The organism is Streptomyces sp. NPDC088246 (assembly GCF_044741025.1).
Classification (GTDB): domain Bacteria; phylum Actinomycetota; class Actinomycetes; order Streptomycetales; family Streptomycetaceae; genus Streptomyces.
In genome coordinates this window covers 28,502-41,256 of sequence record NZ_JBIURV010000002.1, presented here as the reverse complement: position 1 = coordinate 41,256, position 12,755 = coordinate 28,502, and the positions used below count along the sequence as shown (strand labels likewise).

Here is a 12,755-nt window from a genome sequence, read left to right as displayed (position 1 = left end):
ATCAGCAGACCGCATGGTGAGGCCCCCTCGTGTTGACGCAGACCACCACCCGGGTCCTCGAACCCAGCGACCTCGGCGCCGCTCTCGCCATCCTGGAGAGCGAACCCGTGGCCAATGCCTTCGTGACGTCCCGGGTCCAGATCGCAGGTCTCGATCCCTGGCGCCTCGGCGGCGAGATGTGGGGCTGGTACGCCGATGGACGGCTGCGCTCGCTGTGCTACTCGGGCGCCAACCTCGTACCGATCTGTGCCACCCCCGAATCTGTCAGGGCCTTCGCCGACCGGGCCCGCCGGGTCGGCCGACGCTGCTCCTCGATCGTCGGCCCCGCAGAGCCCACCACCCAGCTGTGGCGGCTCCTCGAACCCGGCTGGGGCCCCGCCCGCGAGGTCCGGGCCCATCAGCCGCTCATGATCACCGAGAGCCCGTCCGCAGAGGTCGCACCCGACCCCCTGGTCCGCCGGATCCGCAAGGACGAGATGGACGTCCTGATGCCGGCCTGCGTGGCGATGTTCACCGAGGAGGTCGGCATTTCCCCGCTCGCGGGCGACGGCGGACTCCTCTACCAGGCACGCGTCGCCGAGCTCATCGGCGCCGGCCGCTCGTTCGCCCGGATCGAGGACGGCCGGGTCGTCTTCAAGGCGGAGATCGGCGCGGCCACCTCGCAGGCCTGCCAGATCCAGGGTGTCTGGGTCGCCCCCGAACACCGCGGCCGAGGACTCTCCGAGACCGGCATGGCGGCGGTCCTGCGCTACGCACTGGCCGATGTCGCACCCGTCGTCAGCCTGTACGTGAACGACTACAACACCCCTGCGCGCAAGGCCTACACCAGGGTCGGCTTCCGCGAGGCCGGCGCGTTCATGAGCGTGCTGTTCTGACCGGCCGGCGGCCGGTGCCACCGACCCGTACCACCCACCCCACCCGGGCCAGTAGGGTCGGCGCATGGCAGCAGTTTCCGGGGACGGCCCCCACACACCCAGCGTCCGGATCGGACCGATCGATCTCGCCGCGCGCGTGGACGAGGCGCTCGCGGTGCAGGCTGTCGCCTTCGGCCTGGGACCGGAAGAGATCGAGGTACGGCGCCACATCGTCCTCAGACACCTCGACCACCCCTGCGCCCGCGCGCTGGGCGCCACCACCCCGGGCGGCAGGCTCGTCGGCTTCGTCTACGGCATGCCGAACGAACGCGGCCAGTGGTGGTCCACCGTCGTCGAGCCCTACCTCCGCGCCACCGGCTCGGCGCACTGGCTCGACGACTCGTTCGTCATCACCGAGCTGCACGTCCTGCCGAAGTTCCAGAACCGCGGCATCGGCCGCGCGCTGATCACCGCCATCACGGACGCCGTCGACCAGCCCCGGTCCATCCTCTCCGCGATCGACACGGAGAGCCCGGCACGTGGTCTCTATCGCAGTCTCGGCTACCAGGACCTGGCCCGGCAGGTGCTCTTTCCCAGCGCTCCCAAGCCATACGCGGTGATGGGAGCCCCGCTTCCGCTGCGTCGCAAGGGCTAGGACGGAAGCCAATCGATTTCCGCCCACCCGTACCACCCGGCTAACCTCCTGCACATCACCCTTCCGAGCAGGAGTTCATCATGGCCCAGGTCCAGCGCATGTCCCGATTGATGATCAAGACACTGCGCGACGACCCGGCGGACGCCGAGACGCTCAACCACAAGCTGCTCGTCCGGGCCGGATACGTACGTCGCACGGCGGCCGGAATCTGGACCTGGCTGCCGCTCGGCAAGAAGGTCCTGGAGAACATCACCCGCGTCGTGCGCGAGGAGATGGACGCCATCGGCGGCCAGGAAGTGCTGCTGCCCGCGCTGCTCCCCAAGGAGTCGTACGACGCCAGCGGCCGCTACCACGAGTACGGCGATCTGCTCTTCAAGCTCAAGGACCGCAAGGGCGCCGAGTACCTCCTGGGCCCCACCCACGAAGAGATCTTCACCCAGGTCGTCAAGGATCAGATCACGTCCTACAAGGACCTGCCCGTGATCCTGTACCAGATCCAGACCAAGTACCGGGACGAGGCCCGCCCGCGCGCCGGTGTGCTGCGCGGCCGCGAGTTCCAGATGAAGGACTCGTACTCCTTCGACACCACGGACGAGGGGCTCGTCGAGGCGTACCAGCTGCACCGCGCCGCCTATATCCGGATCTTCGAGCGGCTCGGCCTCGACCACCGCATCGTCTCCGCCGTCTCCGGTGCGATGGGCGGCTCGGCCTCCGAGGAGTTCCTGGCCCCCGCCCCGGCCGGTGAGGACACCTTCGCCGACTGTCCCGCCTGCGACTACGCCGCCAACACCGAGGCCGTGACCTTCAGGGCCGCCCCCGTGGAAGGCTCGGCGCACGGCCCCGTCGAGGAGCTGGACACCCCCGACACCCCGACCATCGAGACGCTCGCCGCGCACCTGGGCGTCCCGGCCTCCGCGACCCTGAAGAACCTGCTGGTCAAGGTCGACGGCGAGATCGTCGCCGTGGGCGTGCCCGGCGACCGCGAGGTCGACCTCGGCAAGCTCGGCGAGCACCTTGCCCCCGCTGTCGTCGAACTGGTCACCGCGGAGGACTTCGAGGGCCGCGCCGACCTGGTACGCGGTTACGTCGGCCCGCAGGGTCTGGAGAAGGTCCGCTACATCGCCGACCCGCGCATTGCCGCCGGCACCGCCTGGATCACCGGCGCGAACAAGCCCGGCACCCACGCGAAGAACGTCGTCGCCGGCCGTGACTTCGAGGTCGACGACTACCTGGACGTCGTCGTCGTCGAGGCGGGCGACCCGTGCCCCAAGTGCGGCACCGGCCTCAAGCTGGACCGCGCCATCGAGATCGGCCACATCTTCCAGCTGGGCCGCAAGTTCGCGGACGCCTTCCAGCTCGATGTGCTCGGCCAGAACGGCAAGCCGGTCCGGGTCACCATGGGCTCCTACGGCATCGGCGTCTCCCGCGCCGTCGCCGCGCTCGCCGAGCAGACCGCCGACGAGCAGGGGCTGTGCTGGCCCCGCGAGATCGCCCCGGCCGATGTCCATGTCGTCGCGGCGGGCAAGGCGCTCCAGACGGAGCTGGCCCTCGACGTCGCCGAGAAGCTCGCCGCCGCCGGTGTGCGGGTCATGGTCGACGACCGCGCGGGCGTCTCGCCCGGTGTGAAGTTCACCGACGCCGAGCTGATCGGCATTCCGAAGATCCTGGTCGCCGGCCGCCGCTCGGCAGAGGGCGTCCTGGAGCTCAAGGACCGCCGTACGGGCGAGCGCGAGGAGCTCACGGTCGACGAGGCGATCGCCCGCTTGACCGTTCAGGGCTGACACCGCAACGCAAAGCCGTAGACCCCCGCGCATCGCGGGGGCCTACGGCTTTGCGAGGACATTCACAGCCAGCCCGCGAACTCCAGCGTCAGCTCGCCCTCCTGGCGACGGCCGACCGCCAGGGCCCGGGTTCCCGACTCCACCGCGCGGAACAGCGTCCAGCCGTGCAGCCGCTCCCGGTCCACGTCCAGCGAATCGGCGAGTTTCTTGATCCGCCGACGGGCCGTCACCGGGCCGCCGGGGGAGGCGATCAGATCCTCGACGCGGTCACGCACCAGGCGCGCCAGATCGTAGGCCCGCTCACCGACCAGCGGCTCCGGTCCGACCGTCAGCCAGGGCACCCGCTCGCCCGCGAGCACCTTGCTCTGGCGGAAATTGCCGTGCAGCAGCAGGAGTTCGGGGGAGTGGGCGACAAGCTCCTCACGCGCCGCGAGCGCCGCGGTGACCAGCGGCTCCAGGCTCGGGTCGGCCGCGGCGTAGGCGCGCATCGGCTCCGCACGGCGCCCGGTCCGCTCGGCGACCGTCTCGAATCCATGGCCGGCCGGCGGCTCGACCCAGAGCCGGCGCACCGTCCCCGCCGCCTCCAGCAGCGCCTTCGCCTCCGGCAGTGAGCGCAGCGACACCTCGGGATGCAGTCGTTCGAGCAGCAGTGCGCCGGGGCCGCCGTTGAGGAGTTGCACCGCGCCCCAGCCGTTCCAGTGAGCGAGCGCCGCTTGCTCCAGCTCGGGCGCGGCCCCGGACGGAGCGATCTTCAGCGCGGCCGGGGTGCCGTCGGAGCATGTCACCAGCAGGACCAGACTGCTGCGGCCCCCGGGGGCGGCGACCCGTTCCACGGTCAGCTGCTGCCCGGTCGAGGACAGCGCTTCCTCGGCCAGCGCGGGAAGCCGCGCGAGCCAGTCGGCGGCGGCCGCATCCCCGTACGACTCGCCGAGCGCTCGCACCAGACGCTGCGGCGGTTCGAAACCCATACGTGCTTTGTTCCCTTTCAGAGCTTCTTCAGTGCGTCGCGCCGGTCCCATTCGTCACATCGGTCCCGTGGATCGTGTCGGACCCGGCGTTCGCGTTGGTCCCTGCCGTCGCGCGGGTCCCGTCGGCGGTCCGCTCGGCGAGCCCGGGAAAGGTTACGCCGCTGCCCCGCCAGCGGACCGCACGCACCGCGGCCTCCCGCAGCGCATCCGCGGCCTCCCGCCTGAGCGGACCCGCGGCGGCCCGTACGAGATCGGAGTACACGTCCGCGACCCGGTCCTCCAGCAGGGCGGCCAGTCGCACCGCCGCAGCCGGGTCCGGCACCGCGAACGGCAGAGCGTACGCGGCCTGAGCCGCCACAGGTTCACCGCCCAGGTCACGCACGGTCCGTGCCAGCGCATCGCGCCGGGCCCGGTGCGCGTGGTAGGCCGCAGTGGCCTCGGCCCGTCGGCCGTCGGCGACCCGGCCGCCGACCACCCCGTACCCGTACACCGCCGCGTGTTCGGCGGCCAGGGCCGCCTGAGCCGCCTTCTGTGTCCCGGCGCTCATGACGAGGTCTCCTTGGCCAGTTCGGTCAGCAGATAAGCATGGGCCGCGCCGGCCGCCGCGATCGACGCCAGCAGCCGGGCCAGCTCCGGCGGGGCTTTCAGCAGCGCCGCCGTGTGGGCGTCCGCGGTGCGGCGCTCCGCCGCGGCCAGCTCCTTGAGGGCGGCCTCGGCGTCGGTCGCGCGTGTCCGCGAGAACACGAGCGTCTTGCCGCCATCAGGCACCAGCGCCTGGGCATGGGCCCGTACGGCGTCCCGCAGCGGCGAGAGCCCGGCGGCGGTCGCCGGATAGGCCCTGACCACCTGTTCGTACCGGGCGAGCAGTTCCCTGCTGGTACGCGCGGCACCCGCCCGGAGCGTCTTCTCCGCCCGTGCGGCGGCGGCCTGCTCGGCCGCGGTCGCCGCGTCGGCCCGTGCGGAGCCCTTCCGGGGCCCGGTCCCGTCGCCGCAGCCGGCCAGCACCGCCGCCATGACGATCGCCCCCGTCGCGGTGAGCGCACCTCTGCGCGTCGTCCCCGTGCGCCGCACTTGTTCTCCTTCGGGCTTGGACCTGTCTTGACTGGATCTGTCCTGAAGTGATCACCGCAGGCGAGCGTACCCGCGGCAGCGGAGCAGGCGGACGGCAACACCCCTCGGGACCGGATACCCTTTGACCTGACACGCGAGATCCCCACAACAGCACACGCGGCCGAGGAGTCACCCGGATGAGCACCACCCAGAGCGAGAGGCTGCGCGGACTGCTCGAACCGCTCGTCAGCGCCGAGCAGCTGGATCTCGAAGAGATCGAGGTGTCCCGGGCGGGCCGCCGCCGGGTGCTGCGGATCACCGTGGACTCCGAAGAAGGCGTGGAGCTCGACACCTGCGCCGAGCTGAGCCGCGCGATCTCCGAGAAGCTCGACGAGACCGACGCGATGGGCGAGGGCGAGTACGTCCTCGAAGTCAGTTCGCCCGGTGCCGACCGTCCGCTGACGGAGCACCGCCACTACGTACGTGCCACGGGCCGCCTGGCCAAGCTGCACCTGCGCGAGGGAGGCGAGCTGGTGGCTCGCATCCTCGCCGTGGACGAAGAAGGACTCGACCTCGAAGTGCCGGGCGTCAAGGGCCGCAGGCCCACGTCCCGCCGGGTCGCCTTCGACGAGATCACCAAGGCGCGCGTGGAGATCGAATTCAGCCGCAAGGACAAGAAGGAAGAGGAGGCGTAGCCGTGGACATCGATGTGAAGCTCTTGAAGGGCTTGGCACAGGACAAGGAGATCCCCTTCGACGTGCTCGTCGAGGCGATCGAGTCGGCCCTCCTCATCGCCTACCACCGTACGGACGGCAGCTACCGCCGCGCGCGCGTGAAGCTCGACGAGCGCGGCCATGTGACGGTGTGGGCGAAGGAGGACCCGGCCGACCTCGAACCGGGCCAGGAGGCCAAGGAGTTCGACGACACCCCGTCCGGCTTCGGCCGGATCGCCGCGACCACCGCCAAGCAGGTCATCCTGCAGCGACTGCGCGACGCCGAGGACGACAGGACGTTCGGCGAGTACGCGGGCCACGAGGGCGATGTCGTCACCGGCGTCGTCCAGCAGGGCAAGGACCCGAAGAACGTCCTGGTCGACATCGGCAAGCTGGAAGCGATCCTGCCGGTGCAGGAGCAGGTGCCGGGTGAGGAGTACACCCACGGCCTGCGTCTGCGTACGTATGTCGTCCGGGTCGCCAAGGGCGTGCGCGGTCCGTCCGTGACGCTGTCGCGGACCCACCCCAACCTGGTGAAGAAGCTCTTCGCGCTGGAGGTCCCGGAGATCGCGGACGGTTCCGTCGAGATCTGCGCGATCGCCCGCGAGGCGGGTCACCGCACCAAGATCGCGGTCCGTTCGACCCGTTCCGGGCTGAATGCCAAGGGTGCCTGCATCGGCCCGATGGGCGGCCGGGTGCGCAATGTCATGGCCGAGCTGCACGGTGAGAAGATCGACATCGTGGACTGGTCGGACGACCCGGCCGAGATGGTCGCCAACGCCCTGTCGCCCGCGCGGGTGAGCCAGGTCGAGGTCGTGGACCTCGGCGCACGGTCCGCCCGGGTCACCGTTCCGGACTACCAGCTGTCGCTCGCGATCGGCAAGGAGGGGCAGAATGCCCGCCTCGCCGCCCGCCTCACCGGCTGGCGCATCGACATCCGTCCGGACACCGAGACCGACGCCGAGCGCGACGTCGCCGACCGGGAGCGGGCCGAGCGGGCCCGCGAGCGTTCGGAGCGCCGCTGACCGACCCGGCGGTCGCCGGGCTGCGGCCCGCGCCGGACTCCTGGCGCCGCCCCGGAAGGGGTGCCAGGGGCTCGGTCGCGCGGGCCGCAGGGAATAGATCTCAGCGGCATGCCGCTGAGAACACGACAACATCCGTTCGATTTTTGCCCCAAAGGGGTGAGGTCGGTGCGGGGAGGTAGACTTCAACGTGTCTGGCCGGACGCACGCCCGCGCTTGCCCTGAGCGAACCTGTGTGGGATGCCGGGAGCGGGGGGCCAAGAGCGAGCTGCTGCGCATCGTCGCGGACGAGGACGCCTGCGTCCCCGATCCTCGCGGTACGCTGCCCGGCCGGGGTGCATATGTACACCCCGTCTCTGTCTGTCTGGACCTGGCGGTTCGCCGCCGGGCATTCCCCCGGGCCTTCAAGGCCAAGGGGCCGTTCGACCCCGCCGCAGTGCAGCGGTTCGTCGAGCGGGTGACACCGTAAGAAATGAACGGCACGGGACCCCGTGCGGTCAGGTACCTCGCGAGTTGGAAGTAGGTCGAGATTGCGATGAGCACTCGATGAGTACGCGATGAGTACGCCCATGAAGTAGCGACGGTCCGGCGGTAACCCGGACCTAGAAGGAGCGAAGTGGCTAAGGTCCGGGTATACGAACTCGCCAAGGAGTTCGGCGTCGAGAGCAAGGTCGTCATGGCCAAGCTCCAAGAGCTCGGTGAATTCGTCCGTTCGGCGTCCTCGACGATCGAGGCGCCGGTTGTACGCAAGTTGACTGACGCACTGCAGGGGCCCGGCGGCAACGCCGGCAAGTCCGCTGCAAAGCCTGGCGCGCCCCGCAAGGTGACGCCCGCAAAGCCCGCAGCGCCCTCCCCGGCCGCTGCGGCACGTCCCGCTGCCCCGAAGCCCGGCGCCCCGGCCCCCAAGCCGGCCGTGGCCGAGGCTCCCAGCAGCACCCCTTCCGCTGTCACGCCTGCCGCGCCGTCGGCGGGCCCGCGTCCGGGTCCGAAGCCCGCGCCGAAGCCCGCTCCGGTCACCCCGGTGCCCGCAGCAGAGTTCTCCGCTCCGGCCCCGGTCCAGCCGGCCGCGCCGCAGCAGGCCCCGCGTCCCGCGGGTGCCACCCCCGGGCCCCGGCCCGCCCGTCCGGCTCCGGCCGGCGGTCAGCGTGACGGCGGCCGTGGTGGCGAGCGCGACGGTGGCCGTGGCGGCGACCGTCCGGCCCGCCCCGCAGGCCAGGGTGCCCAGCGCCCCGGCGGCGCCCGTCCGGCGGGTCCCCGTCCGGGCAACAACCCCTTCACCTCCGGCGGCTCGACGGGCATGGCCCGTCCGCAGGCGCCCCGTCCCGGCGGCGCACCGCGTCCCGGCGGCGGTCAGGACCGTCCGGGCGCCCCGCGTCCCCAGGGTGGCCCCGGCGGTGCCCCGCGTCCCCAGGGCCAGGGCGGTGCCCGTCCGACCCCGGGCGGCATGCCCCGTCCGCAGGCTCCCCGTCCGGGCGGTGCCCCCGGTGGTAACCGTCCGAACCCGGGCATGATGCCGCAGCGTCCCGCTGCGGGCCCGCGTCCCGGTGGTGGCCCCGGCGGTGGCCGTGGTCCCGGCGGTGGCGGTCGTCCCGGTGGTGGCGGCGGCGCAGGTCGTCCCGGTGGTGGCGGTGGCTTCGCAGGCCGTCCGGCCGGTCCCGGTGGCGGTGGCGGCGGTTTCGCCGGTCGTCCCGGTGGCGGCGGTGGCGGTGGCGGTGCGGGTCGTCCCGGCGGTGGCGGCGGCTTCGGCGGTCGTCCCGGCTTCGGTGGACGTCCCGGCGGCCCCGGTGGCCGTGGTGGCACACAGGGTGCGTTCGGCCGTCCCGGCGGTCCCGCGCGTCGTGGTCGCAAGTCGAAGCGGCAGAGGCGCCAGGAGTACGAGGCCATGCAGGCCCCGTCGGTGGGCGGCGTCATGCTGCCTCGCGGCAACGGACAGTCCGTCCGGCTGTCGCGCGGTGCCTCCCTCACCGACTTCGCGGAGAAGATCAACGCCAACCCGGCGTCGCTCGTCGCCGTGATGATGAACCTCGGCGAGATGGTCACCGCGACGCAGTCGGTCTCCGACGAGACGCTGAAGCTGCTCGCCGACGAGATGAACTACGTCCTGGAGATCGTCAGCCCGGAGGAGGAGGACCGCGAACTGCTCGAGTCCTTCGACATCGAGTTCGGCGAGGACGAGGGCGGCGAAGAGGCTCTGGTCTCGCGTCCGCCGGTCGTGACCGTCATGGGTCACGTCGACCACGGTAAGACCCGACTTCTGGACGCGATCCGCAAGACGAACGTCGTTGCGGGCGAGGCCGGCGGCATCACGCAGCACATCGGTGCGTACCAGGTCTCCTCCGAGGTCAACGGCGAGGACCGCAGGATCACCTTCATCGACACCCCGGGTCACGAGGCGTTCACCGCCATGCGTGCCCGTGGTGCGAAGTCCACCGACATCGCGATCCTCGTGGTGGCGGCGAACGACGGTGTGATGCCCCAGACGATCGAGGCGCTGAACCACGCCAAGGCGGCCGACGTGCCGATCGTGGTCGCGGTCAACAAGATCGACGTCGAGGGCGCGGACCCGACCAAGGTGCGCGGCCAGCTCACCGAGTTCGGTCTGGTGGCCGAGGAGTACGGCGGCGACACGATGTTCGTCGACATCTCCGCCAAGCAGGGCCTCAACATCGAGGCTCTTCTGGAGGCCGTCGTCCTCACCGCCGACGCCTCGCTCGACCTGCGGGCCAACCCGGAGCAGGACGCGCAGGGTATTGCGATCGAGTCCCACCTCGACCGCGGCCGCGGTGCCGTTTCGACCGTCCTGGTCCAGCGCGGCACGCTGCGCATCGGCGACACGATGGTGGTCGGCGACGCGTACGGCCGTGTCCGGGCGATGCTCGACGACAACGGCAACAACGTCGAGGAAGCGGGTCCGTCGACCCCCGTCCTCGTGCTGGGTCTCACCAACGTCCCGGGTGCCGGCGACAACTTCCTGGTGGTCGACGAGGACCGTACGGCCCGTCAGATCGCCGAGAAGCGTGCCGCCCGTGAGCGCAACGCCAACTTCGCCCGCAAGGGTGTCCGGTTCTCCCTGGAGAACCTGGACGAGGCGCTCAAGGCCGGTCTGGTCCAGGAACTCAACCTCATCATCAAGGGCGACGCGTCCGGTTCGGTGGAGGCTCTCGAGTCCTCGCTGCTCCAGCTCGACGTCGGTGACGAGGTCGACATCCGGGTCCTGCACCGCGGTGTGGGTGCGGTCACCGAGTCGGACATCGACCTGGCGACCGGCTCCGACGCCATCGTGATCGGCTTCAACGTGCGCGCCGCAGGGCGTGCGCAGCAGATGGCCGAGCGCGAAGGCGTGGACGTCCGGTACTACTCGGTCATCTACCAGGCGATCGAAGAGATCGAAGCGGCCCTCAAGGGCATGCTCAAGCCGGAGTACGAAGAGGTCGAGCTCGGTACGGCGGAGATCCGCGAGATCTTCCGCTCGTCCAAGCTGGGCAACATCGCCGGTGTGCTGGTCCGGTCCGGCGAGGTCAAGCGCAACACCAAGGCGCGCCTGCTGCGCGATGGCAAGGTCATCGCGGAGAACCTCAACATCTCCGGTCTGCGCCGCTTCAAGGACGACGTCACCGAGATCCGCGAAGGCTTCGAGGGCGGTATCAACCTCGGAAACTTCAACGACATCAAGATCGACGACGTCATCGCGACGTACGAGATGCGCGAGAAGCCGCGAGGCTGACCCGTACCTCAACAGTCGGGGCCGGTCGACGGGTCGTATTTCCGTCGATCGGCCCCGGCCGTTCCGTGTACGGTTCTTGTGTCCCTGCCAAGCGCTGGCAGGGCACGAACCCGAACCGGCGGGACATCCGGACATACATGTATGTGGGGACACTGTCCTTCGATCTGCTTCTCGGCGACGTACGGTCGTTGAAGGAGAAGCGCTCCATCGTCCGTCCGATCGTCGCCGAGCTCCAGCGCAAATACGCGGTGAGTGCGGCGGAGGTGGGCGGTCAGGATCTCCATCGCAGGGCCGAGATCGGCCTCGCCGTGGTCTCCGGGGACACCGGACACCTCACAGACGTACTCGACCGGTGCGAGCGGCTGATCGCCGGCCGGCCCGAGGTGGAGCTGTTGTCCGTACGACGGCGGCTGCACAGCGACGAAGACGATTGAGCAAGGCAAAGAAGGAGACGGACCAGTGGCCGACAACGCGCGGGCGAAAAAGCTGGCGGACCTCATCCAGGAGGTGGTCGCCGAGAAACTGCAGCGCGGTATCAAGGACCCGCGTCTGGGTACGCACGTGACCATCACGGACACCCGGGTCACCGGTGACCTGCGGGAGGCCACGGTCTTCTACACGGTCTACGGCGACGACGAGGAGCGGGCGAGCGCGGCGGCCGGCCTGGAGAGCGCCAAGGGCATCCTGCGTTCGGCGGTCGGAGCGGCGGCGGGGACGAAGTTCACCCCCACGCTGGCCTTCGTGGCCGACGCCCTCCCGGAGAACGCCAAGGCGATCGAGGACCTCCTCGACCGGGCACGGGCCTCGGACGCACGGGTGCGCGAGGCGTCCTCGGGCGCGACGTACGCCGGTGGCGCGGACCCGTACCGCAAGGCGGAGGACGAGAACGACGAGGACACCGCCTCCGAATGACATCGCAGAACAAGACGCCGGACGGCCTTGTCATTGTGGACAAGCCGTCCGGCTTCACTTCGCACGACGTCGTCGCCAAGATGCGCGGCATCGCCCGGACCCGCCGCGTCGGCCATGCCGGCACGCTGGATCCGATGGCGACGGGCGTTCTCGTGCTCGGTGTGGAGAGGGCCACCAAGCTGCTGGGCCATCTCGCGCTGACCGAGAAGGAGTACCTCGGCACGATCCGGCTCGGCCAGAACACCATCACGGACGATGCGGAGGGCGAGATCACCTCGTCCACCGATGCGTCCGGTGTGACGCGTGAGGGCATCGACGCCGGGGTGGCGGCCCTGACCGGACCGATCATGCAGGTGCCGTCCAAGGTCAGCGCCATCAAGATCGACGGTAAGCGGTCCTACGCACGGGTGCGCGGCGGCGAGGAGTTCGAGATCCCGGCCCGGCCGGTGACGATCTCGTCCTTCAACGTCTACGACGTCCGCGAGGCGGTCGCCGAGGACGGGACGCCGGTCGTCGACCTGGTCGTCTCCGTCGTCTGCTCCTCGGGTACGTACATCCGCGCGATCGCCCGCGACCTCGGCGCCGGGCTCGGCGTCGGCGGGCATCTGACCGCGCTGCGGCGGACCAGGGTCGGGCCGTACGGCCTCGATGCGGCGCGGACGCTCGACCAGCACCAGCAGGAGCTCACCGTGATGCCGGTGGCCGAGGCCGCCGCCTCGGCGTTCCCCCGCTGGGACGTGGACGAGAAGCGCGCCAAGCTGCTGCTGCACGGGGTGCGGCTGGACATGCCGGCCTTCCCGCCGGGACCGGTCGGGGTCTTCGGGCCCGACGGACGGTTCCTGGTACTCGTCGAGGAACAGAAGGGCAAGGCCAAGAGCCTCGCCGTCTTCGCCTGACCGGCGACCCGGGTCCTGGGACCCCATCGTGGAGCGGGCGGGGCCCCTGTGCCCGCTCCACGATCCCCCAATGGTTTCTGTCCATCGGACGCCATGAATTCACCCCAACGAGCAGGCGCTCGGAGTGAATCAGGGGTGCATTCGGGGGCGCTTTTACTCCGAGTGGTGTTCGCGCCGATC

At 70.7% G+C, this 12,755-nt stretch carries 13 protein-coding genes; 10 read left to right on the top strand and 3 right to left on the bottom strand.

Going from position 1 to position 12,755, the window contains the following annotated elements:
* Nucleotides 1-29 precede the first annotated feature (29 nt).
* The 3 genes from ACIPEK_RS02745 (at nucleotide 30) to ACIPEK_RS02735 (ending at nucleotide 3,290) form a co-directional block, all read left to right on the top strand.
* The gene (locus ACIPEK_RS02745; protein ID WP_401989857.1) at nucleotides 30-875 is read left to right on the top strand and encodes a GNAT family N-acetyltransferase; all 846 of its coding nucleotides are present in this window, start codon (nucleotides 30-32) and stop codon (nucleotides 873-875) included.
* Between the two features lie 64 nt (nucleotides 876-939).
* Entirely contained in the window at nucleotides 940-1,509 is a 570-nt protein-coding gene (locus tag ACIPEK_RS02740; RefSeq protein ID WP_383079553.1) for a GNAT family N-acetyltransferase, read from the top strand.
* 80 nt (nucleotides 1,510-1,589) lie between these two features.
* Nucleotides 1,590-3,290, top strand: a complete 1,701-nt coding sequence (locus tag ACIPEK_RS02735; protein ID WP_401989855.1) for a proline--tRNA ligase — start codon at nucleotides 1,590-1,592, stop codon at nucleotides 3,288-3,290.
* A gap of 62 nt (nucleotides 3,291-3,352) precedes the next feature.
* Here the strand turns inward: ACIPEK_RS02735 and ACIPEK_RS02730 are convergent, their stop codons facing one another.
* Genes ACIPEK_RS02730 through ACIPEK_RS02720 form a run of 3 tightly spaced genes read right to left on the bottom strand, consistent with a single transcriptional unit; the run spans nucleotide 3,353 to nucleotide 5,329 of the window.
* Nucleotides 3,353-4,258 (bottom strand): aminoglycoside phosphotransferase family protein, encoded by a 906-nt coding sequence (locus ACIPEK_RS02730; protein ID WP_401989853.1) that lies wholly within the window; start codon nucleotides 4,256-4,258, stop codon nucleotides 3,353-3,355.
* A 28-nt stretch (nucleotides 4,259-4,286) separates the two neighbouring features.
* Complete coding sequence (locus ACIPEK_RS02725; protein WP_401989851.1) at nucleotides 4,287-4,805, bottom strand: ferritin-like domain-containing protein; 519 nt, start codon at nucleotides 4,803-4,805, stop codon at nucleotides 4,287-4,289.
* Nucleotides 4,802-5,329, bottom strand: coding sequence for a hypothetical protein (locus ACIPEK_RS02720; RefSeq protein WP_401989849.1), 528 nt, complete (start codon nucleotides 5,327-5,329; stop codon nucleotides 4,802-4,804). The genes ACIPEK_RS02725 and ACIPEK_RS02720 overlap by 4 nt, the downstream gene beginning before the upstream one ends.
* A gap of 176 nt (nucleotides 5,330-5,505) precedes the next feature.
* Here ACIPEK_RS02720 and rimP point away from each other — a divergent pair, with 176 nt between their 5' ends.
* The 7 genes from rimP to truB all read left to right on the top strand — a co-directional run bounded on the left by rimP (nucleotide 5,506) and on the right by truB (nucleotide 12,575).
* A complete protein-coding gene (rimP, locus tag ACIPEK_RS02715; RefSeq protein WP_401989847.1) occupies nucleotides 5,506-6,003 on the top strand; it encodes a ribosome maturation factor RimP in 498 nt (165 codons plus the stop codon).
* A gap of 2 nt (nucleotides 6,004-6,005) precedes the next feature.
* Nucleotides 6,006-7,046 (top strand): transcription termination factor NusA, encoded by a 1,041-nt coding sequence (nusA, locus tag ACIPEK_RS02710; protein WP_093896129.1) that lies wholly within the window; start codon nucleotides 6,006-6,008, stop codon nucleotides 7,044-7,046.
* Nucleotides 7,047-7,233: 187 nt separating this feature from the next.
* A complete protein-coding gene (locus tag ACIPEK_RS02705; protein WP_401989845.1) occupies nucleotides 7,234-7,512 on the top strand; it encodes a YlxR family protein in 279 nt (92 codons plus the stop codon).
* Between the two features lie 147 nt (nucleotides 7,513-7,659).
* Nucleotides 7,660-10,767: a translation initiation factor IF-2 gene (gene infB / locus ACIPEK_RS02700; RefSeq protein ID WP_401989843.1), complete on the top strand. Its 3,108-nt coding sequence runs from the start codon at nucleotides 7,660-7,662 to the stop codon at nucleotides 10,765-10,767.
* A gap of 137 nt (nucleotides 10,768-10,904) precedes the next feature.
* A complete protein-coding gene (locus tag ACIPEK_RS02695) occupies nucleotides 10,905-11,201 on the top strand; it encodes a DUF503 domain-containing protein (protein WP_093894188.1) in 297 nt (98 codons plus the stop codon).
* Between the two features lie 25 nt (nucleotides 11,202-11,226).
* Nucleotides 11,227-11,679 (top strand): 30S ribosome-binding factor RbfA, encoded by a 453-nt coding sequence (gene rbfA / locus ACIPEK_RS02690; RefSeq protein ID WP_093894187.1) that lies wholly within the window; start codon nucleotides 11,227-11,229, stop codon nucleotides 11,677-11,679.
* On the top strand, nucleotides 11,676-12,575 hold the full coding sequence (gene truB, locus ACIPEK_RS02685; RefSeq protein WP_401989841.1) for a tRNA pseudouridine(55) synthase TruB: 900 nt from the start codon (nucleotides 11,676-11,678) through the stop codon (nucleotides 12,573-12,575). The genes rbfA and truB overlap by 4 nt, the downstream gene beginning before the upstream one ends.
* The last annotated feature ends 180 nt before the right edge of the window (nucleotides 12,576-12,755 follow it).